The following is a 24,486-nucleotide window of genomic DNA, read 5'->3' on the forward strand; positions in this document are numbered from 1 at the left end:
GGTTTGATCGGCTCGGATACCAGTGCCTGCAGCGGGTGGGATTCCAGCGGCAGTTCGAAACCGGCCATCTTCGCAACCACACCGGAGTTACCCGCCACTACGGAACCTACACGGTCTGCCATGATGTCGCCGTAACGGCTGGTCTTAACACCTACAATGGTGCCATCTTCGATGATCAGGTCGGTTACTTCAGTTTTCTGGATCAGGTCTACGCCGTGTGCGTCAGCACCACGCGCGAAGCCCCAGGCTACTGCGTCATGACGAGCAACACCTGCCCTCCCCTGCCAAGATGCCCCCATAACTGGATAGCGCGCACTTTTAGAACAATTCAGGTGAGGTAAAAGCTCCTGAACCTGTTTTAAATCCAGCATTTCACTATCTATGCCGTTCAGTCGGTTGGCATTAACCCTGCGGTTCAAGTCACGCATATCGCCTAAAGTATGTCCCAGATTGAGTACACCACGCTGAGAAAACATCACGTTATAGTTCAGGTCCTGAGACAGACCTTCCCACATTTTCAGTGAATGTTCGTAGAGCAGCGCTGACTCATCCCAAAGATATCCAGACCGAACAATAGTAGTATTCCGGGCAGTGTTCCCTCCCCCCAGATAACCTTTTTCGATGACCGCCACATTGGTAATACCATGCTCCTTTGCCAGATAGTAAGCTGTCGCCAGACCGTGCCCTCCGCCACCGATAATGATCACATCATATTTTTTCTTTGGCGTAGGATTACGCCAGGCGCGCTGCCAGTTCTCGTGATGACTCAAACTGTGCTTAAACAGCCCAAAACCTGAATAATGCTGCATCAAATTCCCCGTTCTTATTAGTATCAACCGGATGAAAGCGTAAAAAGGTGTCGGTCAGGTTAATTGACAGCTGCCATCGCCTGAACTTCAATCAGATACATTGAATTAGGAAAGTCTGAAACAAGGCACAACCTTACAGGTTGATTTTCATTGCCAATCCATGCCTCATATACAGCATTCATTCTTTCAAAATCATCGCCATTGGCTATATAAATCTTCACGTCGACCAGCCTTGATTTATCAAAACCCGAATCATCTAAAAGGCCATCGATTTTAGAAAGAACACACTGAGTTTGGCTTACAATATCACCATCAAGGTTATCTGCGACCTGGCCTGCCATAAACAAAAAACCATTTACTTCAACAGACTGACTCATTCGAGGAGAGCTATTTTTTCTAACAATATTCATAGTATGTATGTTCCAATATCTATTCTTAAGAATTGTTTTACTTTTCACCTTTAGCCAGGCGCTGCTCAAGTGAGAGGCGCATTTTTGCACCTAAGCTCCGCAACGGGTCTGGTGGAACCCAGCTTGGATTTGAGCTATTTAGAATAAAGTCTAGGCTGTCACTCTTATTGCCTACGATCATTTCTGCCATGTAGTAACCGAGATAGGTACCCTTCGCAATACCTACTCCATTCATGGCTGCTATAGCAAAAACGCCTGGGCGGCATTCACTAAATACAGGCTCATGATTCATAGTCATACAAAGCATCCCCCCCCAACTATGCTCAAAGGGAACAGTATTAAGCTCTGGAAAGCGCTTCAGGAAAGACTTCCGGTGCTGAACCTTGGCCTTTTCAATAAGCTTTTGATTACTGCTCAGTCCTGGTAGAACATCAAAGGAATTTCGAATCAGTATCCGATTATCAGGAGTGAACCTAACAGTTGACCCCGCAGGATGTGCAGCGGTAACCCCCCATGAGCCAACACCTTCAAACTGTGCGAGTTCAGCAGCGGTTAATGGCCTAGTCAGACTTGCATATGTAAAAATAGGCGCCAGTTTATTTGTACAGCCACGAAATTCTTCGGTAAATGAATTGGTAGCCAGAATAATCTTGTCCGCCTCCAAAGTTTGACTACCAAAGAACAACTTTTTGGACTCCCAGTCAAACGCTGTGATTTTTGAACTCTCAAAAACAGTCACATTTTCCGGAAGACCTTTAGAAACAGACAATGCCAAAGCAGCAGGATTAACAAGAACATTGCCAGGGGTAAATATTGCCTTTTTATAATAACCAGTCCCTAACTTTTCCTTTAACTCTGAGCCTTCGACCACAGAGTAAGGCTCATCTATATTATCAAGAGTCGCGGCAAACCCTTCTAGGTTTTTGAAATGTTTTTCTTCATGCGCTGCCAGGTACTTCCCAATCTGACGCCAATAAACATCATCACCCTGTGATTTGCGGATATTATCTAGCCTTGATATCGCGAAACCGTTTAGGCTTCGGATATAAGAATCAGTAAACCTATCAGCATCAGTAGCATCAAGATTGTGGGGTATATCGATAATAAAACCAGCATTACGACCGGAAGTTCCCTGACCGACTAAAAGAGCATCAACTAGAGCAATACTTGACTGAGGCTCCAGCTCAGCCAGTCGACCTGCAACCGACAAGCCAGTAAAACCGGCTCCAACCACTACATAATCAAAGGAACCATTTTCTGTGACCTTAATAATAGGATGAGTCCTCTGATTAGGCATACTTTCATACCATCCCAGAGATCCATCCACAGCAGGAAATCGTTTTATTTGTTTCATATTGCAACTCCGAAAGGATATTCTTCGAAGTCATACTAGGTAGCAGCTCAATCTCCCACAAACGAATTTACAGAATCAAGCCATTCCAAAATGGAATTGATAACAAGCGTCAGTTTTTCCAACAAAAACAACTAGCCTTAAAACAAATAAAAGCAATAAGTTAGAGGGAGGTATTGCCATCCAAATCAAGACCACTTTCAAGCTCGCATGACACATCAGCAAGAAGCCAGTCCCGAAACACTTTCGCAGCATCAGATAACTCTTTAGATTTTCTATAAACCAAAAAGTCAGCCATATTAGGGGCGTAAAAATGCGTACTAACGCGCTTTAGTTCGTGTCGCTCTATCATCTGCTCAGTCATAAATTCCCAGCCAAGTCCTACCCCCATACCTTGCCGAGTAGCCTCTAGCGCCAGCGTTATTTGGTTAAAAACCTGTGCATTAACTGGGATTTCATAATCGATACCAAAACTTGCAAACCAATCAATCCATGTTGGCCAACGCCATACCGATGGATCTAGGTGAATCAATTTTTCATTCAAAAGCTGCTCCGGTGTTAACAACCGATCAACCGGATAGTCGTTGTGACACACAGGATAGATCCTTTCCACAAACAGCAAATGACTGTGGAACTCTGATCTCCATTCTCCAGTCCCGTTAAGCACCCCCAAATCAAACTGAGAGCACATATCTTCACTTATCTCGTTAGAAGCGTAGATATTGATTGCGATGTCCGGATGCACAAGGTTGAAACGCGTAATTCGCGGGAACAGCCAGTAATGTGATACAGCTTGGGTGCAAGTAACAGTCACCGCATTAGCATCAGCATAGCGCCTAATGCGCCCAACGCTTTCCGTCATCTGACGCAACACACTTTTGGCTTCGCCATAAAACTCATGCCCAGCTTCTGTAAGGATTAGTTGTCGAGGCTCTCGGACAAACAGATCAAAGCCCAACCACTCCTCCAAGATCTTAATTTTTTTGCTGACGGCACTCTGAGTAACACACAACTCTTCTGCAGCCTTTGTAAAGTTCCCTAATCGGGCTGCGGACTCAAAGAAGGCCAAGGAACTCATAAACGGAAGATATCTACGCACAGCAAACCTCGAAACGAACAACTATTGATTTATCTCATCATAACCCAACTCAAGTAGCAGCGATAACAAAGCATTCCAATATGGAATCGCTTGATTCCATATCCTCCTTTGTCCCTACTCTTACCCTAAGTTATAAATTAACAACAGTTAGCGTCATCAGTAATTAAAAAGATTTAATTAGAACATACAAAAAGCCAGCTTAACTGTTTATTTACCAGAAACCCAAAGGGCCTCCACCAATTTTCTTGGCAGGAAAACCAACCCAACCAAAAGAACCTGATTATGAATAAACAAAAAATCGTTCTCACCCTTGCATGCGATGACAGCAAAGGAATTATAAGCACAGTTTCCAGTTATATATCCTCGTGCGGAGGAAATATTGTGGAAAGTGGGCAGTATGTAGATTCTGACGAGAATCGTTTCTTTATGAGGCTTTGTTTTTCAGTGGAAGATTTTTTCAGCCTTGAGGACTTTAAATCTGGTTTTTCAGAAGCACTTGCAGATTTTCAAGTTGATTGGTCTGTTCATGATCTTGCGGTAAAACCAAGAGTCATGATTATGGTTTCACAACTGGGACATTGTCTTAATGACTTATTGTACAGACATTCTATAAACCAACTACCAATGGAGCTGGTTTCTATAGTTTCAAACCACGAAACTTACAGATCTCGCGCGGAACATGAAGGTGTAGACTTTTACTATCTACCGATTACCGCAGAGACGAAACCTGAGCAGGAGGCTCAGTTAATCAAGCTGATTGAGGATCAGGAAATCGATCTGGTAATCCTTGCACGTTACATGCAGGTACTTTCTGACGATCTGTGTCAAAAACTCGCAGGTAAAGTGATCAATATCCACCACTCATTCCTGCCTAGCTTCAAAGGTGGAAAACCCTACCATCAGGCACACGACCGGGGTGTGAAACTGATTGGAGCAACAGCTCATTACGTAACAGCGGACCTTGATGAAGGACCAATCATCGAACAAGGCGTAAAGCGCGTTGATCATGCGGTATCCGCAAATGCGATGGTTGCTATTGGCCGCGATACAGAGTGCCAGGTTCTGGCTAAAGCCGTAAAACTTCAATTGGAACACAGGATTTTACTAAATGAGCATCGCACAGTCATTTTTGAATAACGATAAACGGGACATTGATGGTAAAGAGGCTGCCCGCGAGATCATTGATGTAATCAAGTCTCGAAAACAGTCCGAAAATGTACAACCTGGCCTTGCCGTTATTCTTGTCGGTGAAGACCCCGCCAGCAGCGTTTATGTTCGAAATAAGAGCAATCGTGCGGAGGAGTGTGGTTTCCTTTCCCGTCAGTACAACCTGCATGAGGATACTTCCGAGAGTGAGGTTCTCGAACTGATTGAAAGCCTTAACAAGGATAACGATATTGACGGCATTCTGGTGCAGCTGCCATTACCCGATCAAATTGATCCGCATAAGGTAATTCAATCGATCGCTCCAGAAAAAGATGTCGATGGTTTCCACTACTTAAATGCCGGGCGCTTGATGACCGGAGATATAGAAGACGCGTTATTGCCATGTACGCCAACAGGCTCTCTATACCTTATTAAGAAAGCGCTTGGAGAAAACCTGACTGGCAAACATGCAGTGGTTATTGGCCGCTCCAATATTGTTGGCAAGCCTATGGCAAGCCTACTGCTGAAGGAGAACTGTACGGTCACAATCATTCACAGCAGAACGGAACGGCCAGAAGAGCTATGTCGGCAAGCCGACATCGTCGTAGCCGCCGTTGGTATCCCTGAACTGGTAACTGAAGAGTGGATCAAGCCTGGAGCAGTCGTTATCGATGTCGGTATTAATAGGATCACTACGAAAGATGGCTCCAGCCGATTAGTTGGTGACGTCAACTATGCCGAGGTTTACCCAAAAGCAGCCGCAATCTCCCCTGTTCCCGGCGGTGTAGGCCCTATGACCATTTCTATGCTCATGCAAAACACCTTGGATGCAGCAATAAGAAAGAAAAACCACAACTAGCCACATGAACAATAACAATAAGAGGTACTCTAATATGAAACTTCTGCAACGGGCTAAAAAAGCCTTCTCAATTGCCGCTCTGACCTCGGGCTTTTTACTGTCAGGGATAACCAATGCTCATTCTGCCGAAACTGTAAAAATTAATTTTGCCGGTATGTTTGCACCAGATCATCCGGTAACTCTGGCTCAGAAAGGCTTCAAAAAAGACGTCGAAGAAGCGACGGATGGCCGAGTAAGTGTTCGTGTATTCCCCGCTAACCAGCTGGGTGATTACACCCAGGTATTTGAAGAGCTGGTACGTGGCACAATAGATATGGGCCTGATCAATATTCCAAGTCAGTTCGATACCCGCCTGGAGGTGATGTATCTGCACTACCTAGCAACGAATTACGATGAAGTGCGTAAAACCTACACACCTGGCTCTTATCTTTATTCCACCATGGATCAACTGATCAGCGCCCAGAAAGTGAAGTTGCTGGGTTTCCATGTCGATGGTTTTGGTGGTTTCGGCCTGACTAAACTACCGGACAACGTTGGCCAACCTGGTGCAACTAAGAATGTACTGCTGCGTGTACCTCCAATGGATATTTTCAAAACAGCTGCTGAAGACCAGGGCTTCCAGACTGTATCCGTTCCTTTCGCAGAGTTGTATACCTCCTTGCAAACAGGCGTAGCTGATGGCTGGAGCGGTGGTTCATCTACCCTGAACTACCTTCAGTTCCGAGACGTTATTAAGCACTTTGTCGTTTCCAATAACTTTATCGATGCATACGGCTGGTTAGCCAGCGACGCGATGTGGAACAAACTGCCGGAAAACGATCGCAAGATTGTTCAGAAAATCGCCCAAAAGTACTCCCTGGAAAGTATCGATCTTGCTGAGGAAAACGATCTGGCACATCAGGAAAAGCTGCAGTCTAAGGGTATCAATGTAATCCGGCTGTCTGGTGCAGAACTTCAGGCATGGGCAAAGCAGGCACGAGAAATCACCTGGCCTAAGCTACGTGAGCGCCTGACACCAGAAATCATTGAGGGGATGCAAAAAGCTTATCAGCCAAGTCTGGCTTCTAACTGAATCAAGATAAAGGGGCAGCGGAATTATTTCCGCTGCCGGTTTTGAGATCTACAGCAGACCTCTTTGCTGTTTCTATCAGGCAAATTCTATGGGTTTAATAACAACTATTAATGACGCAGCCCTCAAAACACAGCGAATACTGGCTATATCAGGCAGTTTATTCATTATTCTTGGCGTATGCTGCGGTGCTTTCTTTCGCTATGTACTAGGTGTAAGTTTTCACGGACTGGAAGAGCTCTTAATCATTGGTTCATTCTGGATGTACTTTATCGGTGCTTCTTATGCAAGCTATGAAGGAAAGCATATCACTGCAGAGGCATTCTCCATTTACTGTAATATTCCAGCGTTACGCTATTGCGTTGCAATTATGGCCGATTTTATTACATTCTCTCTTTCAGCTCTTTACACCGTCTGGGGCTGGGATTTCTTTATGTGGAGCTTGGAAGCTGGTGGCCAAAGCACCCGGCTACAAATTCCTCTAGCTGTAGGACACAGCGCAGTATTCTTTGGATTTGCGATGATGAGCTGTTATTTCTTTGTTGATTTATTGAAGAAAATTCATAGCTTTAAGCAATCTTGTAGCACCTCAAAAAACCACGACTTCAAAAAATCTACTGTTTGACCAGCATTCTGGTTGATCCCCTCAGATATCTATAAGGAGACAATATAATGCTGTCAGTTATCGCTCTGATATTGTTAATTATTACGCTTGTTATCGGTGTACCCGTACCTTTTGCATTTCTGGCTTCTACAACCTTTCTCATCTTTTCAGCAGACTACGACCCTAGCTTCCTTCTTCCATTTGGTTTCAGCCGAATGAGCAACCCTGTCCTGCTTGCAATTCCGTTGTTTATTATTGCCGGGGGCATAATTAACAGGGGGCACATAGGCGACAAGTTGGTAGAGTTAGTCGACCTCTTTGTTGGAAGAATGAAAGGTGGGCTTGGGGTAGTAACAGTACTTTCCTGTGCAGTATTTGGCTCAATTACTGGTAGTGCAGCGGCTACTCTTTCAGGTATCGGAGCAATTATGTTCCCAAAACTGAAGAAAGCAGGCTATCCCCAGGGACACTCCGCAGCTCTCATTGCAAATGCGTCGGTACTAGGACTGCTTATTCCACCAAGTGCGATAATGATTCTCTATGCGTGGATTGGCAACCAATCAGTCCTTGCAGCATTTCTCGCCACAGTAATCCCTGGGTTGATCCTTACAGTCTTACTCTGTTTAGTGAATGTGGTTCTTGTCCGCAAAAACAAAGATCTGGTACTGGAAGACCCTATAGATCTAAATACGTTTCAGAAGCTACTGGTTAAGCGCAGTGTTAAAGCGGTTCCAGCATTAGCTATGCCCTTTCTGATTCTAGGCGGGATCTACGGAGGAATAGTAACTCCTACTGAAGCTGCAGCCTTAGGAGTACTCTATGCTATTCCTGTGGGTTTCTTTATCTACAAAGGCTTGAACGGTAAAAGCTTCCTCCAGGCTATTCTTGAAGCTGCTGTTACCACTGGTGTTATTATGGTCATGCTCTACACCGTAATGATTTTGAGCCGGTTGTATATCATGGAAGACCTGCCTGGAACCATCATGGAAATCCTAACATCAATAACAGAAAACCCATTGCTAATCCTGTTAATGATCAACCTTTTCATGATTATTATCGGTATGCTAATGGACGATGCAAGTGCGGTATTGCTAGCAACCCCAATACTTCTCCCTCTAGCAATTGAACTAGGCGTTAGCCCAATTCAGTTTGCTGCGATCGTAGGTGTCAATCTAGGCATGGGCAACATCACCCCCCCCACAGCTCCTCTCTTATATCTAGGAGGGCAATTAGGAGGAGCCAAAATTAACCAGATGATGAACCCGACACTTTGTATGATCGCTTTTGCCTGGCTACCAACTCTTCTCGCTGTAACTTACATTCCTCAACTTTCGCTATGGCTTCCCCAGCTGGTGCTTGGAATACAAGGTTAAACTATCCGTTCGTCACCCTTTAAGCCTGCTATGCAGGCTTTTTTACTCTTATGTGCTAGTCGACATATTGTCATTGAAGTTACAAACTTCGATTAACTAGGTTTGTGTTTTCAAATTATTTCTGCATGCCGGCTATTTTCAGAAGCATAGTTCGCATGATGAATCTGAAAAATGCCATATCTACTTTACAGTGAAGGAAATAAAACTCTGATGTTACGTATTTGTGCACTTGTACCAAAAATTTTCCGAGCGGGAATGTTCGTCCTTTCAGCGATGGCCTTCTCTCATGCCGCTCAAGCCGAAGAATCATTTGAGAAGAAGATTGCAGCTATCGAAAACAAGCTCGACGGTCGGATCGGGTTAGTGATGCTCAATCTCAATAATGGTGAAAAATTGGCATATAACGCCCATGATCGTTTCCCTATCTCCAGTACGTTCAAGATTGTGCTCTGCGGAGCCATCCTGGCAAAGGTGGATGCAGGCGATGAGAGCCTAGATCGACACATTACGTTTGAAAAATCAGAGATCGTCAACTGGTCACCGATTACGGAGAATCTATTTCAAACCGGCATGTCAGTCGGAGAGCTGTGCAACGCAACCATGACAATGAGTGATAACACAGCGGCGAACTTACTTTTAGCAACAATCGGCGGGCCACAAGGATTGACCATGTTCCTACGCGGAATTGGAGATGACACAACTCGGCTTGACCGATGGGAAACCAAACTAAATGAGGGTGCTCCCGGCGATCTCCGGGATACAACGACTCCAGCTGCCGCGTTGAGGACTCTCAAAGAACTGCTTTTCGGCAAAGCTCTTTCAGTACCTTCACGTAGACAACTCACAAAATGGATGATCGACGACAAAGTCGCAGACGATTTACTCCGTGCATCCTTACCTGAAGGCTGGGAAATCGGCGATAAATCAGGCGCAGGCGGATACGGCTCGCGTTCGATCGTCGCTGTCATTTGGCCACCGGAGAAAGGCCCTATCTTGGTAACCGTTTATCTAACAGAGAACGGTGCGGATTTTCCAACACGGAATCAGGTGATTGCGGAGATCGGTGCGGTCATTGTCGAAAAGATCCAAAGCCAATAGTAAATCACGCAGGCGGGTTTTCCGTAACAATGTATCCCACAATCAACCTATAGAGTAATGGAACACCCGTAACGAGACCTCTTCCACTTAAAAGGCTTGCTGTATTTCTTTGCACACCGAGTTCTGTGTATTAACTGCGGCCCAAAGCCCAGAAAATAGACTGGCTACACCCTGGAGCCCGGAATTGCCACACGACGGTAAAGGGAAGCGCATCCGCCGAATTGTACATCGATTTACGGTTGGTGATGGATAAGTTCGCGCTTTTCAAAGGACACCGTTATACATATGCCAGCGTAGTCGCTGATTCGGACACGTATCAGGAACTCTGGATTGGCGAGGGGCGCTGTCCCAGACACCGGAACTGATCTGTCAGGATAACTATGAGTCATTCTACGCTCACGGGTATGACGACGAGGATATTTGGAATATCGCCGGGATTACCGCATTCTTGGTCTTTCCAACCGTATAGCAATCATCACCTCCATGCAGGCCAACCGTGAGTTTTACACCATGGCACGAGAGCCACGTGAATAAGGCTGATTGCATAAATTCCTCAGCTCCTAAGGTGGCGGTTTTGCCGCCACCTTACCTATCTCCAAGACAAACCCTCCTTTCTTGATTTAGGATAACTTCATATAAAACGATTCTTATATTGGAATACATTATGGAGTTTATCGCTCTACGCACCTTCCAGGCCGTTGTTGAGGAAGGCGGCATTCTGTCAGCCTCGCGCAAGCTCAACACCGTACAATCCAACGTCACCACCCGGATCAAACGTCTGGAGGAAGAGCTGGGTGCGGAGCTGTTCTACCGCAAAGGCCGAGGCCTGGAACTGGCGCCGTCCGGCAAGGTACTGCTGGAATACACCCGTCAACTGCTTCAGCTTGAATCCCAGGCGGGTGCCGCGGTGCGCCAGGTTGGCGAGATGAGTGGCGAGCTGCGTATCGGATCGATGGAATCCTTCGCGGCCCTGCGTTTGCCACCGCTGCTGAAGTCTCTACGTGAAACCCACCGCGGTGTGGATCTGTTTGTGCAGACCGATACCTCCGCAGCCCTCATAGAACAGGTACTGGAGCATAAACTGGATTGCGCTTTTGTTGGTGGTCCGGTCAGGCATCCGGAGCTCAATGCCGTGGATGTGTTTGAAGACCAGTTGGTGCTGGTACGGGCCAAGCATCAGCACCAATCCAACCTGCCGCTGATCCTGTTCCGTGAGGGTTGTGCCTACCGTGCCCGCGCCCTGCAATGGCAGCAGGAAGCCGGCTACCAGAGCGACGATGTGATGGAGCTGGGCACCTTGGACGGTATTCTGGGCTGTGTGGCGATGGGACTGGGATACACTCTAATGCCACGCTGGATTGTGCTCGGCAATCGCCACTGTGATGAACTGGAAACAGAAGCGATCTCCCCACATCTTGCAGAGATCTCCACCACCTTGATCTATCACCGCAACAGCCTGCCGCTGAAAGCGATTGAAACCCTGCTGGAGCAGGCCAAAGCGCTGGAGCTTCCCACCAACAACGCGGTTATCTGAACGGCTCGCAATAACCCTCAAAGTGTTCTATCAGCCAGTCGACCACCGCCCACGCCGGTTCAGCCGCGGGCGGGTTGGCGGACAGATCAGAAGGCCCCCGTCTCCAGCGGGCATTCTAGCATGTGGCTCAGGGTAGTCTTGAGCTTGAGCGGTTTCACTGGCTTGTTCATCAGCATGTAGCCCAGCTCCCGGATCTCCGCCTTCAGCTCCTTGCAGTAGTTGGCGGTGATCATCAGCACGGGGACATCGTCTGTCAGCATACTGCGGATCTCCTCGGCAGCATCCACGCCGTTTTCACCGTTGTCGAGGTGATAATCCACAATCAGCAGATCCACGGGTGTATTGGCCGGATCAAGCTTGGCGGTCAGGTCATCCACCGACAGGGCTGTGACCACGTCACAACCCCAGCCACTCAGCAGCGTATCCATGCCCTGACAGATAGTCAGATCGTTATCGATTACCCAGATACGGGTACGCTGCAGGCGGTCCAGGCGCTGCGGAATATTGGGACCGTGCATCTCGCCCTGGCTTGGCGCCTTGGTGCCATATGGCACTTCCACGGAGAACACCGATCCGACACCCTGCTCAGACTCCACATAGATTGGGTGGGCCAGTACACGCGAGATCTTATCCACGATGGCCAGCCCCAGGCCCAGCCCTTTGTCCTGCCCGCTGTGTTTGTTCTCCAACCGCTTGAACTCCTGGAAGATCTCCTGCTTTTTCGCTGCCGGTATACCGGCGCCGGTATCCCACACCTGAATCAGCAGACCGTGCTCCCGACGGCGGCATCCCAGCAGGATGCGCCCGGTTTCCGTGTACCGGATCGCATTGGAGAGGAAGTTACGCAGGATACGCGCCAGCAGCTGGGAATCGGAGTTGATGGTCACGTCACAAGATACAAAACGCAGCTCCAGCCCTTCGCTCTGGGCCACCTGGCGATACTCGTTGGCGATGTTCTGTAACAGGTCGCTGACGTTAAAGGAGATCACATCCGGCACCACCGCGCCCGCATCCAACTTGGAGATATCCACCAGCGTGCTGAGCAGGGACTCCACATCCTCCAGCGAATTGGAGACCGACAGTACCAACGCATTTGTCTTGGCTTCCATCGGTTGCTCGATCAGGGCACTGGTAAACAAACGTGCTGCATTCAGTGGCTGCAGCAGATCGTGGCTGACTGCCGCGAGGAATTTGGTTTTGGAGATGTTGGCGCGTTCCGCCTCCTGACTGGCTTCGCGTAGGCGTGATTCGATCAGGGAGCGCTCGTTGATCTCCAGACGCAGCTGCTGGTTCACATGGGTCAACTCGGAGGTACGTTCGATCACGCGCTGCTCCATCATCTGGTAGGCCTGCTTCAGCTCCTCGCCGGTACGGATACGCTCGGTGATATCTCGGATCATTACGAAACAACCGAGCGCCTGACCGTCGGCATCCAGGTTGGGCACGTAAGACTTCAACAAAATGCGCTCTTCACCCGCAAGATTTGGCTCGCTCATCTCAAAGGTGACACACTCGCCTGCCATCGCCCGGTCAAAATAGGGCTTGAGGATCTTCATCTGGGCGGCGTCGTGGACCTTGGTGATCGGCTCGCCGTTGAGGGCGCCACGCGGCCAGCCGTACCACTCGTCGTACACCTTGTTGGTGAACTGATAACACTCATCCTGCCCCACATAACAGATCAGCGCAGGCACATTGTCGGTGATCAGGCGAATCCACTGCTCACTTTCGCGCAGGGTCTCCGCATACTGGTGACGTTCGGTGATATCGGTATAGGTGTTTACAAAACCACCGGTGGGCATTGGGTGGGTGCGCACCTCGATTACCCGGCCGTTGTGCTCACGCTGGTCCGATGCCACCACTTCCCCCTGCTGCGCGGCCGACAGTGCGTGCTGCAGAATATGTTTGTGGGAAACGGTCAGTGACGCCCAAGGAGAGTGCTCTGCAGCCGCGGACGGATCCACACCGGTCAGCTCCAGGAAGCGGTCGTTCCACACCTCCAGGCGGCCCTCGTGGTCCACCAGCGCCACGCCTTGTGACAGGTTATCCACGGTAGCCTGCAACAGCTTACTTTTCTGCTCCAGCGCCCGTTCGCGGATCGCAGTTTCCCGCGCTTTCAATCCAGTGATATCGGTATACAGCACCACCAAGCCATCGTCCTGAGTCGGGCGCTGGCTCATCTGGAACCATTTACCGTTGCAGAGACGGAAGATCTTGTTACCACTTTCGCCATCATCGTGGGCTTCGGCGATCAGCCCCGATTCGTGACCCAGATTCCAGATATCCTGAATGGTGATACCCGCCTGAATCTCGACGTTTACGTCGTACCAGATGGTGCGGAATTTGTTGTTGTAGAGCACCACCCGACGTTCGGCATCAAACAATACAAAGGCATCGGAGATACTGTTGATCGCATCGATAAGGCGCTGATGGGCAGTAGCCGCCTGCTCGTTGGCTTGGTGCAACTTGCGGTTGGAGGCTTTCAGATCGGCGAGGGCCGCGTTTAGCAACTCGGTCCGTTCCCGCACCTGTTCGGCCAGCACGACCGAATGCTCAAACGCCGCGTACGGGTTTGCCACCTGGGAGCTACCAGACTCCACCCGCTCGATCAGCACCTCGTTGATGCGTTTCAGCTTGGCGTTTTCCTGCTCCAGCTCAGCGAGTCGCTGGCGCATCTCTGCTTCATTCACCCGCACACCCGCCTTCCGGGCATGGGCCGATCGCCACCCCGGTAAATGTCTGGTTGATATGCATGCCTGCCGTCTGCTCACCGTAGGTGTTGAAACCGATCACACGGTTTTCCCGCAGGATCTCAGAAACCTCATCGCAGATCCCCAGCAGTTCGATCTCAAGCCGGCGCAGGAAACAGTCACAGCCGATCACCAGTTGCGGTTCACCCACCTCTTCACGGATATCCGCCAGTTGCTGCTGCAGATTCGGGATGATCGGGCCGGGTTCCATCACCGTCAGCACGATGCCGTTCTCCACGGCGCAGTAGAAGGTCAGGCTCAGATCGTCGTTCACCTGCTGGATAGAGCGCACGAAGTACTCATCCCCCAGCTTCACCGCAATTGGCTTCAGTGCAAAGACTTCATGGTTCAGTTCGGACAACTCCACCCCCACCGCACGGGCATACTCCACGGCTGCGGGCTCGGCATTGAGTTCCAGCACACGCCGCGCCTCAGGATCAGCGGCCGTCACCACCAGCTTTTCGCTGCAATTGCGCATGTGATGGGTACTGAATACTTCAAAGCGGCAGGCGGTGTTAAACAGCAACACCACGGCAGATTCGGAATGGAATTGGCCGTCAAAAAACACGTGCGTGTTGGTGAGGTGAACATCGTCCCCAGCCGAGCCGCCAAAAGTAGGGATACTGCCGAGGGCGGCATTAAGGGACGCCAGGACCATCTCTTCCTGGATCGACAAGCCATCGAACAGGGTCAGCGCAAAGCTGTTACCCTTAATCGGCGCGATCTCCTTGGCGCGGCATGCGCTGATCAACCGATCCACCATCGATTGTGCATCGGTCAGACTGAAGCTGTGCAGCTCGTTCACGCCCACCGCAGCCACGGCAAAATGCCCCCGGCGGAAACCGATAGCGGTAATACAGCCCTGACCGTACCCCTGTGGGGTAATCTCGCCGGCGGTGGTACAGCCCACCAGCGGAATATCTTCAAACTGCTGATTGAGCGCACCCGCAAGCCGGGGCAGGTCGTATTCTGCGGAGCAGAAGAACAGCACCAGATCCAAGGCGTCGCCCGACAATTGCTGGCGCAGTTCAGCTGCGGCCTGCTCGGGAGAGCGGCTGAAAGATGCTACACAAAGGACAGATTCAGAATATTCCACCAGAGACCACCCGGATTTTGCCTGTATGTTTCCATTCTAGGGGGCTGTTTTGAAGAGCTGAATACTACTTACGACCCCAATCCCATGATGTGCGACAGCTAAGGCACGGCCTAACTCTGTAGCAGATGGGTTAACAACGAGCGTAACTTGCCGGGTTTCACCGGTTTGTTCAGTACCGGCAAGCCATGGTCACGGAACAGCTGGCGGCATTCGTCGCTGCGATCGGCGGTGATCACCATCGCCGGAATGTTCAGGCCCAAAGTTTCCCGAATACTCAGAATCGCATCAGTGCCCGTCTGGTCTTCATCCAGATGGTAGTCTGCAACGATAACGTCGGGTACCCAACTCAACCGTTCAATCACTTCCAGCGCCTCATGTTCATCCGCCGCCGTTTCCACTTCACACCCCCACTGTCCCAACAGCGCAGCCATGCTGACCAGGATGTTCTCTTCATTGTCGATCACCAGTACACGAGACTGAACGATCTGATCGGTTGGGACGGTGTACTGCGGCATCACACGCGGCTCTGCGGTATTGGATTGCGCCAGTGGCACCTCGATGGAGAACATGGAGCCAACACCCACTTGGGAGATGACGTGGATTGGATGGTCAAGTACACGAGCGATGCGGTCTACAATCGCCAGGCCCAGCCCCACGCCGGTGCGCTTACGCTTTTTGCGCTCCAGTTGCTGGAACTCTTTGAACACATCCTGGATACGGTCTTGCGGAATACCAAGGCCGGTATCCCACACCTGGATACGTACACTGTGCGGTCCACGACGGCACCCCACCAGCACACGGCCGTCATTGGTATAACGGATCGCATTGGAGAGGAAGTTGCGCAGAATACGGATCAACAGGCGCGAATCGGTGGTCACGTTCAAGCTGGAGGGTACACAACGCAATTCCAGATCGGCATCCTGCGCCACCGCCTGAAACTCGGTAATCAGCGGATCCAGTAACGTCTTGACGCTGTATTCCGCCGGATCGGGTTTCACCGCATTCTGATCCAATTTAGAGATATCCAGCAGGTCGGCCAGCAGCTCTTCGGCATTATCCAGCGCCATATGGACCCGCTCGACCAGATGTCCCTCTTCGCCTGCCAGTTCGCGCTCCCGCAAGGTAGATATCAACAAGCGGGCAGCGTTCATCGGTTGCAACAGGTCATGACTGGCCGCTGCCAGGTATTTGTCTTTGCTGACATTAGCCTGTTCGGCCACTTCTTTGGCGACCTTGAGTTCTTTCTGTGCCTGCTCACGCTCGGCGATCTCACGCCAAAGCTTATCGTTCAGGCCCACCAGTTCACGGGTACGTTCCTCCACCCGTGCTTCCAGTTCTTCGTTCAGCTTCTTCAGATTGTCCTGCGCTTTTTTGCGTTCGGTAATATCCTGTACGAACGCCTCAATCACCTGCTGCTGCCCCTCCTGCTTCAGCAGGACGTTGAGCGACACATCCACCGCCGAGCCGTCTTTGCGTTGCATGCGGGTTTCATAACCAAACACATGCCCGCAGGAATGCAAACAATCGGTGACAAAAGAAAAGTCCTGCGGTGACAGAAAAAGTTGCTGGTCGATGCGGGCGATGTGGGCAAGGATTTCGTCTGCAGAGTCGTAGCCACAGATTTTTGCAATGGCCGGGTTTGCGGCACGCAGTCCACCCGACATATCTGCCTGGAAGATCCCGTGCAGGGCATTTTCGAACAGCCACATATAGCGGTTACGTTCCGCTTCAAGCTCTTCGATTTTGGTCACCAGTTCCGCGTAGTAACTTTTACGGGCGGATTGGTTACCTAAGCCGATCAGGTCATCAACGGTGGCCTGATCAGAGCGCTTCTTCATAGACCACCTCAACATCGCGCTGGCTAGACTTGCGCGGGTTGGTGAGTATGCATGGATCCTTGATCGCTTTTTCGGACAACACAGGGATATCGCTTATGCTCACCCCGTTTTCCGCCAGTTTCTGGCTCAGACCCACATCCCGTTTCAGCTCGATTACTGCGGCCATCAAACGCGCTTTGATCTCGGTCTGATTCAGCCCACGGGTGTCCAGCCCCATGGTTTCGGCAACCACCTTGAAGCGGTCTGCGGCATTGGAGTAGTTGTAGGCGATCACGTGCTCCAGCAGCATTGCGTTGCACAAACCATGCGGCAGGTCGAGCCACCCACCCAGACTGTGGGACATGGCATGCACGGCCCCCAGAATGGCATTGGAGAACGCCAGACCCGCTTTCATCGACCCCAGCATCACCTGCTCACGCAGAGCCAGATTACTCGGATCGGCGACCAGCGGGCGCAGGTTGGTACTGATCAGGCGGATCGCATCCAGCGCATGCATATCGGTCAGAGGACCTGCGCCGGTAGAAACAAACGCCTCAATCGCATGCACCATCGCATCCACGCCCGTACAGGCGGTCAGGAACGGGTCCATGGTCATGGTCGTTTCCGGATCGATCAACGCAACGTCAGGCACCACGGCTTTGGACACAATGGAGATTTTCACCTTCTCCTGCTGGTCGGAAATGATCGCAAACTGGGACACATCGGCCGAGGTACCGGCGGTGGTTGGAATAAAGATCAGTGGGGGAATCGGTGCGTGAATGGTATCCACACCTTCGTAGCTTAAAATGTCACCGCCGTTGGCAGAGATAATGCCGATCCCTTTTGCAGTATCCATCGGACTGCCGCCACCCACGGCCACGATTACGTTGCAGTCGTGTTCACGGTAGAAATGCGCACCTTTCATCACCTCTTCCGCACGCGGGTTGGGTGATACATCGGTAAAGGTCACATAGTCGATACCCTGTTCCTCCAATGATTGCTCAACGTCGCGCACCCACCCTGCGCGAGCAACCCCCGGATCAGATACGACCAGTACACGCCGGGCACCAAAGGTGCGAGCGTAGTTCGCGACCGTTTTGCGCGCGCCCTCACCAAAGATAATCTCAGGCGATACAAACTTGCGGAGACTGGAAATGTCACTCATCTGTGTTCAACTCTGAACCGGATTCAGCGCCCTATCCTTGGCATACCGGTTTCCTTTTTTATTGTAGTGGTCTGTTCCAACAGACCTTTACGCATCGTTTATTGTGCTTGTTGTTGTGCTGGGGCAGTTCCCTGTACCCCAAGGATAATACAGCGTTCGACCAATGCGAATACTTCTAAATTACAACAAATTAGCAAACTTGAATGTAGCAACGCGTTGTTCACCTGCAGCATTTTGTTCTACTTTCCGGTCAACCTGACTCACCTGCACCGTCGCACACCCGAGGTTGTACGCCACAATGCCGTACACCCATTCAAAAACACTATTCGCACGATCGTCTGCCAAAGTGCAGCAAAACAGGCACAAAAGCGCGATACCTTGCTGCTTCCCCTTTCCGAATAATCGCTCTATCGAATCCAAAAAGACAAAACCACACTCGAACGGGGGAACACATGAACAATAAAAAACTGATGCTGAAGCTCTGTCCGGTAGCGCTATCTGTTGCGATGGCAAGCCAGGCCCAGGCTGGCATTACCCTATACGAACAGGATGGCACTTCCTTCTCTGCTGATGGTCACTTCAACGCGTTTTTCACAGCGACCGACAATGAAGCGACCGGTGAAAAACAGCAACGCGTACGTATGGGTTTCCTGCCAAACTACATCGGCTTCAACGTAAGCAAGCAGGTGGGTGATCTGACTGTGGGCGGCCGCTCCTCTTTCTGGGTGTCCATCAACGATGGCCACACCACTCCAACCAACAGCGGAATCGATGTACGTCAGTTCTACGCCACCGTAGACGGTGACTTCGGCCAGGTTCTGTTTGGTAAGGACTTCGGCCTGTATGCCCGCAGCAACATCTTCAGCGACGAACTGCTGTTGGGTACCGGTCTGCCATCCCTGGACAGCGGTATCGTAACACTGGGTAACATCTCGGTAGGTTACCCATACGCACAGCCACGTGCCCAGATCACCTACCGCACCAAACCGATGAACGGCTTCCAGATCGCGGCCGGTATCCTTGATCCCTCCAGTGGTGAAAGTGCTGATTCCAACACCAACAACAGTGCACGTGTGGAAGCAGAAGTAACCTACGCAACCGACTTCGAAGGCGGCAAATTTAACGCCTGGGTTGGTGGTGCAGCAGGTGAGAACGAAGCCAGTGATGTTGATGCATCCGGCCTGGCGTACGGTGCACGTGTAGCCTTCGGTGGCTTCCAGCTGACCGCATCCGGCTATGACCAGGAAGGTATCGATACCACATTCGCGGGTAAAACCCTGACCTCGGAAACCGAGAGCGACGGCTATCTGGTACAGGGTTCCTACTCCGTAGACGGCCACCGTTTCGTTTTGTCCCACGGCCAGACCGACCTCAACGGCAGCGAAAAAGAGATGGACTCCGTTGCGTACTTCTACGACGTAAACAGCAACCTGAAGCTGATCGTCGAGTACGATATGGTTGATTCCGCCGGTGATGAAACCGACCAGATCGCCGTGGGTGCGTCCCTGAGCTGGTAATAGCGCTTTAGCTGGCGTTTCCCAAAAGGGAACTTTACCGCAGCCGCTGTACCCCCTTCACAGCCGCTGCGGCTTTTCTTTATCCGTTTATCTTCCTTCTTTCTTATCTGGTCTAACCAATGCGCCGTCGCTGGTGCTAACCGCTCTGCTCACATCCTCCTAGCCTCAGATATTTATCTTTTCTGCGCAGGAGCGACCTTATGTTTGGAATGCAGCTGGATCTGCCACTGTGGCAACTGGTCACAGCTATCAGCATCATCTTTGGTGCAGCGATCCTGCGTGGTTACAGTGGCTTTGGCTTCTCCTCACTGACCGTTACCAGCCTTGCGTTGTTTATGCCACCTAAGATGGTTGTGCCCACAATCTTTATGCTAGAGATCGCCGCGAGTATTCACCTGCTGCCCGGCGTACTGCGCCAGATTAACCGCAAGCTGCTCGGGCAATTGCTGATTGGCACCCTTATATGTACACCCATCGGGGTCTGGTTGCTGGCCCACCTTCCGGAAGCCCAAACCCGCCTGCTGATCTGCTCCATGGTGCTCATCTGCGCCATCCTGCTGCTGTTAGGCTTTGAACAGAAAAACGATATGCCACGTCTGCCCCTGGCAACCGGTTTTGCATCAGGCCTGGCAAACGGTGCCGCGGCCATCGGTGGTTTGCCGGTGGTGCTGATGATGCTGTATACCCAGATGTCCCCCATCGCCACCCGCGCAACCCTGGTGGCGTTTTTCGCCTTCACCGATATCTACGCCTTGATCTGGACCGGGCATCAATCGTTGCTTACCGGCGAAGTAGTCAGCCTTGGCCTGGTCTTCCTGATCCCGATGGTGATCGGTTTGAGCATTGGTAGCTTTCTCTTTAAACGCGCCGGTAACCGCAGTTTCCGTAACCTGGCGCTGGTGCTGCTGATCACTGTCTCGGTAATCGGATTGGCACGTTCGGGATATCAACTGCTGGGGTAGTCTAGGTGCAAAACTCATCAGTTGGCTGTTGGGCTTCACGCAGCCAAGGCCAACCTACCACAAAGCACTTTGTAGGTCGGCCATCGCACAGCGATGCCCGACAACCGATCTCTAAACGTTACTCTCCATGTCCCAGCGGTTGGTTCATGTCGATCAGCACCTGCAAAGTGACCTGATCAAAACGCAGTACCTTACCACCTTCCACCTTGGCAAAAGCTTCAGCATCCTCCTGATTTGAAAAGCTGGCCAACGTTGGGCCCATTGCACCTTTTTTACCGTGGCCTACCACGTAAAAGGCTTGCTTGGCGTCGATATAGGTTTCCTCATCGGGATGTTCCCAAGGGGTTACCGCCATATCATGCACAAAAGCTTGCTGGATGTTGTGCTGGTTCTCTGGATCAACGATAAAGGCAAACATATCCCGGGTTGAGCAGAACTTCATACTGCCCACTTTGCCACGGGAATAGAGCTGACCCTTAGGGCCCGGGTAATTGGTGATGATCATACCGCACAGGTGGCACTCGTCACCGCTCTCGATAGCAACAACCTGCTGTACCATCGCGATCTTGTCCTCTTCCTCTCCGCAGCCGGAGAGCATCGCCAACGTCAGCACTAGCATTAAGGCACGCATTAGCGTTTTCATACGGCCACCTCCCCTTAAAGTCCGCGGCGACTGAATATCAGCATCGCCAAACTAACGGGCAGCAACAGCCAGACCAGCAAGCCACCGAATAGTGAAAACGTTGAGAACTGCGTTTGCTGGGTAATCGCCATCAGTCCGCTCAGGTTCTGATCGGCAAAGTAGGTGATATTCACCAAACGGAAGATATCAGTTGGATTCAGCAGCAACAGGTAAGGGAACAGGGTTTCATCCACGTTTCCCTGAGTGGCCACCAGCATGCCCAGTAACCCCAAATCGAACACCAACACAAACAGGAACCAGACGATCAGGGCGATCCCCGCCGCTTTGGACTTCTCGGAAACCGACGCACTGATCACGTAGGCGATGGCAATAAAGATCCAGCCCAGCAGCATAGCGGAGAAGATAAACACCATATAGGGGCCAATCAGTTCACCCCAACTGGTCGTCTCGGAGAAGATGCCCATCATCACCGCCGAAGAACCGAAGCCCACCAAGGTGGAGAATGCCATCACCGCGCCCTGCCCCATCATTTTGCCCAGCAGCAACTGCCAACGGGAGAGCGGATAGGTCATCAGCAACAGCAGCGTACCGTTTTCATCCTCGCCAACGATGCCGTCATAGGCCAGCATCAGCGCAATCAACGGAATAATAAACACCGCCAGACTCGCCAGGCTGACGATAGTGGAAGATAGTGAGGTAAAACCTACCTTACCTGCTGCAGCCGCACCGAAATAGGCCAGACCTATCGCCAGCACCGCGAAGATAATACAGATCGACAACACCCAGCGGTTACGCAGACCGTCATGAAACTCTTTGTTTGCAACCGTAAATACAGCGCTCATGGGGTTGCCTCCTGCACCTGATGTGACTCGATAAAGTGGGTATAGAGGTCTTCCAGCGACGGTAGATGGATATCGATGTTTTCCAGCCCCGGTAATGCAATCAGCTGCTGCATCGTGTCCATTTTATTCTTCAGAGAGACGTCCAGGCGGGTCGAGGTTCCCTCTGTACGGGCGTTCGCAGCGAGATGATCGGGCAACGTCAGATCACCCTGCAGATGGAAAGTGGCGGGCAGGTTCGCCTGCTGCCGCAGATCATTGACGCTGCCTTCGGCCAACAGCTTACCGCGGCCCAGAATCAACGCACGATCGATATACTTTTCCACACCCGGCAGCACGTGGGAGCAGAGAATCACCGTACACCCCTGTTCTTTTAGCTGCTCGATGCGGCGGTAAAAATCCTGAGTGGCAATGGGATCCAGCCCCACAGTGGGTTCATCCAGCAACAACAGCTTGGGTTCACCCAACAACGCCTGCGCCAGCCCCAAACGCTGACGCATCCCCTTTGAGTAGGTTTTCACCCGGCGTCTACCGGCCTGACTTAAGCCCACCTGCTCCAGCAACGCATGACAGCTCTGCTTGGAGATCCCTTTCAGACGGGCAAAATACTGCAGTACTTCCAGACCGGTAAGTTGATCGTAAAAGCTGACGTTTTCCTGCAGGAAACCCAACTGGCGGCGCAGGGTTCGGGCCTCGGACTGGGTGGGGTCTTCACCAAATACACGAACCTGACCGGCGGTGGCTGCAATCAGACCCAGAATCAGTTTGATGGTGGTGGTTTTCCCCGCCCCGTTATGACCGAACAGGCCCAGGACCTCCCCCTGCCGCAGCTCGAGATTAAGCTGATGCAGCGCACTCACCCCCTGATAGGATTTCTCAACCTGCTGTAATTCGACGATATTCATACTATTTCTCAGCTACCTGGCCTGCCGGACGCGCAAACGAACCGTTGGCTGGCTTTAAGGAATGGGGTACCGCCATCAGTGGATGGCTGTCGACGACACCGGGCGACTTCAGCACCGGAAACTGACGCTGCACCCAGCGCAGGGTTTCCACTGCCGGACTGTTGAGCAGCAGTTTGGCGGACGGGAACTTCCACAACAGGCGGTCTACACTGTCGTTTGGCTCGTACTCCACGTCACCAATGCCATCGCCATCCATGTCCCAGCCCAGATAGTCGCTCCAGTAGTTGCCGACACCGTTGTCGGACCAGTCCTGCTCGCGAGTGGCGACGTACTTCACCTGCTCTTTGTTACTGACAAAGGCATTGCCACTCATGACGTTATCTTCAGATCCAGCTGTCAGATGTATCCCCATATCACTCTGGGCAAACAGGTTGTCACGGATCTGGTTAAACAGGGAGTTGTAGATAAACAGCGCTTTACCCTCGAGCCCCATCTGACCACCGCCCTGCATGTGTGGATTGTTGGCATTCTGGATGCCGATAACCCGGTTGTTCTGAATGGTGGAGTTGGTGATGTAGTTCATCAGGATGCCGTAGTTGGCATCGTTCTTGGAGCGGTTGCCGACGACCGTCAGGTATTTGGACTGCATCAGTGCATAACCGGTACGGGTCTGGAACGTAGAGTTGTCCTGCACCAGGTTATGGTAGGAATACATATAGTGCACACCGTAGCGCAGATCGTGCAGATAGTTACCGATCAGCTTGTTGCCGTTGCTGGTATCGATATAGATCCCGTCACGGGTGTGCCAGACTTCATTACCCTGCGCCAGAGCACCGGTCACATTAAACAGGTGGATGCCGTTGCCACGATCGGCGGAACGCAGTTCGAGATTGCCTTCGATCTTGTTGGAGATCAATTGCACATCGGCAGCAGCATCCACCCAAATACCAAAACCTCCGCCTTGCAGGGTGTTGTGCTCAATTCGTGTTTTAGCCGCTTTTTTAGAGATAAAGACACCGGAATCCAGCTCGGTGAGGTCTTCCCCCCAATTCTGGATACGCAGATGGTGTACATAGCTGTCAGGGGCATCGATCTGCAGGCTATGGCCTGCGTTCTGGCCATCTAATACCGCCCCCTGCTGACCGGAAAGTTCGATGGATTGCGGGACAACAAAGTTACCCTTATAGGTCCCGGCAGCCAATACAACCTGATCGCCTGTCTGAGCACGGTCCAGCACCTGTTGCAGGTCATCTGTCGGAGAGACATGGAAAGTTGCTGCCTGGGCAGAAACGATACAACTGATGCTCAGCACTGAAGCCAACCGAGCAAACCATAATCCCATACAAGCCTCCTGATCGGAGAAAAAGCCCAGCCCTGAGATATAACCTGGGAACAGATCAGGGCTGGGTGTGACACGCTCATTTGCTGATTAGCAGCAAATGA

21 protein-coding genes are annotated in these 24,486 nt (G+C 51.2%); 9 read left to right on the plus strand and 12 right to left on the minus strand.

The genetic code is table 11. The annotated features are described in order from the left end of the window. The 4 genes from QKW35_RS18200 to QKW35_RS18215 all read right to left on the minus strand — a co-directional run. A partial coding sequence (locus tag QKW35_RS18200) for an FAD-dependent oxidoreductase (RefSeq protein ID WP_282355438.1) occupies positions 1-809 on the minus strand: 809 nt, incomplete at its 3' end. Between the two features lie 59 nt (positions 810-868). Beyond that, positions 869-1,219, minus strand: coding sequence for a RidA family protein (locus QKW35_RS18205; protein WP_282355439.1), 351 nt, complete (start codon positions 1,217-1,219; stop codon positions 869-871). A gap of 37 nt (positions 1,220-1,256) precedes the next feature. Then, a complete protein-coding gene (locus QKW35_RS18210) occupies positions 1,257-2,573 on the minus strand; it encodes an NAD(P)/FAD-dependent oxidoreductase (RefSeq protein ID WP_282355440.1) in 1,317 nt (438 codons plus the stop codon). 160 nt (positions 2,574-2,733) lie between these two features. Beyond that, entirely contained in the window at positions 2,734-3,648 is a 915-nt protein-coding gene (locus tag QKW35_RS18215; RefSeq protein WP_282355441.1) for a LysR family transcriptional regulator, read from the minus strand. 303 nt (positions 3,649-3,951) lie between these two features. On the opposite strand from QKW35_RS18215, the gene purU reads away from it, so the two are divergent. The 7 genes from purU (at position 3,952) to QKW35_RS18250 (ending at position 11,352) form a co-directional block, all read left to right on the plus strand. Next, positions 3,952-4,806, plus strand: coding sequence for a formyltetrahydrofolate deformylase (gene purU, locus QKW35_RS18220; RefSeq protein ID WP_282355443.1), 855 nt, complete (start codon positions 3,952-3,954; stop codon positions 4,804-4,806). Then, complete coding sequence (folD, locus tag QKW35_RS18225; RefSeq protein ID WP_282355444.1) at positions 4,778-5,674, plus strand: bifunctional methylenetetrahydrofolate dehydrogenase/methenyltetrahydrofolate cyclohydrolase FolD; 897 nt, start codon at positions 4,778-4,780, stop codon at positions 5,672-5,674. The genes purU and folD overlap by 29 nt, the downstream gene beginning before the upstream one ends. Before the next feature lie 34 nt (positions 5,675-5,708). Beyond that, the gene (dctP, locus tag QKW35_RS18230) at positions 5,709-6,746 is read left to right on the plus strand and encodes a TRAP transporter substrate-binding protein DctP (RefSeq protein WP_282355445.1); all 1,038 of its coding nucleotides are present in this window, start codon (positions 5,709-5,711) and stop codon (positions 6,744-6,746) included. 88 nt (positions 6,747-6,834) lie between these two features. Continuing rightward, positions 6,835-7,368 (plus strand): TRAP transporter small permease, encoded by a 534-nt coding sequence (locus QKW35_RS18235; RefSeq protein ID WP_282355446.1) that lies wholly within the window; start codon positions 6,835-6,837, stop codon positions 7,366-7,368. A gap of 47 nt (positions 7,369-7,415) precedes the next feature. Next, entirely contained in the window at positions 7,416-8,720 is a 1,305-nt protein-coding gene (locus tag QKW35_RS18240; protein WP_282355447.1) for a TRAP transporter large permease, read from the plus strand. Between the two features lie 255 nt (positions 8,721-8,975). Further along, positions 8,976-9,818 carry a class A beta-lactamase gene (bla, locus tag QKW35_RS18245; protein WP_425608013.1) on the plus strand — a complete coding sequence of 281 codons (843 nt, stop codon included), beginning with the start codon at positions 8,976-8,978 and terminating at the stop codon, positions 9,816-9,818. Between the two features lie 664 nt (positions 9,819-10,482). Continuing rightward, positions 10,483-11,352: a LysR family transcriptional regulator gene (locus QKW35_RS18250; protein WP_282355450.1), complete on the plus strand. Its 870-nt coding sequence runs from the start codon at positions 10,483-10,485 to the stop codon at positions 11,350-11,352. An 86-nt stretch (positions 11,353-11,438) separates the two neighbouring features. On the opposite strand, the gene QKW35_RS18255 is transcribed toward QKW35_RS18250, so the two are convergent. The 4 genes from QKW35_RS18255 to ercA all read right to left on the minus strand — a co-directional run bounded on the left by QKW35_RS18255 (position 11,439) and on the right by ercA (position 18,177). Next, the gene (locus QKW35_RS18255; protein WP_345774507.1) at positions 11,439-14,045 is read right to left on the minus strand and encodes a PAS domain-containing hybrid sensor histidine kinase/response regulator; all 2,607 of its coding nucleotides are present in this window, start codon (positions 14,043-14,045) and stop codon (positions 11,439-11,441) included. Further along, positions 14,032-15,195 (minus strand): nitric oxide-sensing protein NosP, encoded by a 1,164-nt coding sequence (nosP, locus tag QKW35_RS18260; RefSeq protein WP_282355451.1) that lies wholly within the window; start codon positions 15,193-15,195, stop codon positions 14,032-14,034. The genes QKW35_RS18255 and nosP overlap by 14 nt, the downstream gene beginning before the upstream one ends. 110 nt (positions 15,196-15,305) lie before the next feature. Then, positions 15,306-17,033, minus strand: coding sequence for a PAS domain-containing hybrid sensor histidine kinase/response regulator (locus QKW35_RS18265; protein WP_282355453.1), 1,728 nt, complete (start codon positions 17,031-17,033; stop codon positions 15,306-15,308). Further along, the gene (ercA, locus tag QKW35_RS18270; RefSeq protein ID WP_282355454.1) at positions 17,017-18,177 is read right to left on the minus strand and encodes an alcohol dehydrogenase-like regulatory protein ErcA; all 1,161 of its coding nucleotides are present in this window, start codon (positions 18,175-18,177) and stop codon (positions 17,017-17,019) included. Before ercA ends, QKW35_RS18265 begins: the two co-directional genes overlap by 17 nt. Positions 18,178-18,629: 452 nt before the next feature. On the opposite strand from ercA, the gene QKW35_RS18275 reads away from it, so the two are divergent. Further along, positions 18,630-19,694, plus strand: a complete 1,065-nt coding sequence (locus QKW35_RS18275) for a porin (RefSeq protein ID WP_282355455.1) — start codon at positions 18,630-18,632, stop codon at positions 19,692-19,694. 200 nt (positions 19,695-19,894) lie between these two features. Continuing rightward, positions 19,895-20,656 (plus strand): sulfite exporter TauE/SafE family protein, encoded by a 762-nt coding sequence (locus QKW35_RS18280; RefSeq protein WP_282355457.1) that lies wholly within the window; start codon positions 19,895-19,897, stop codon positions 20,654-20,656. A 118-nt stretch (positions 20,657-20,774) separates the two neighbouring features. Here the strand turns inward: QKW35_RS18280 and QKW35_RS18285 are convergent, their stop codons facing one another. Genes QKW35_RS18285 through QKW35_RS18300 form a run of 4 tightly spaced genes read right to left on the minus strand, consistent with a single transcriptional unit; the run spans position 20,775 to position 24,385 of the window. Beyond that, positions 20,775-21,299, minus strand: coding sequence for a nitrous oxide reductase accessory protein NosL (locus QKW35_RS18285; RefSeq protein WP_282355459.1), 525 nt, complete (start codon positions 21,297-21,299; stop codon positions 20,775-20,777). A gap of 14 nt (positions 21,300-21,313) precedes the next feature. Next, complete coding sequence (locus tag QKW35_RS18290) at positions 21,314-22,141, minus strand: ABC transporter permease subunit (RefSeq protein WP_282355460.1); 828 nt, start codon at positions 22,139-22,141, stop codon at positions 21,314-21,316. After that, complete coding sequence (locus tag QKW35_RS18295) at positions 22,138-23,043, minus strand: ABC transporter ATP-binding protein (protein ID WP_282355461.1); 906 nt, start codon at positions 23,041-23,043, stop codon at positions 22,138-22,140. The genes QKW35_RS18290 and QKW35_RS18295 overlap by 4 nt, the downstream gene beginning before the upstream one ends. A 1-nt stretch (position 23,044) precedes the next feature. Further along, entirely contained in the window at positions 23,045-24,385 is a 1,341-nt protein-coding gene (locus tag QKW35_RS18300) for a nitrous oxide reductase family maturation protein NosD (RefSeq protein WP_282355463.1), read from the minus strand. Between the last annotated feature and the right edge of the window lie 101 nt (positions 24,386-24,486).

This window comes from Pontibacterium granulatum (assembly GCF_029961155.1).
Taxonomy (GTDB): Bacteria; Pseudomonadota; Gammaproteobacteria; order Pseudomonadales; family Balneatricaceae; genus Pontibacterium; species Pontibacterium granulatum.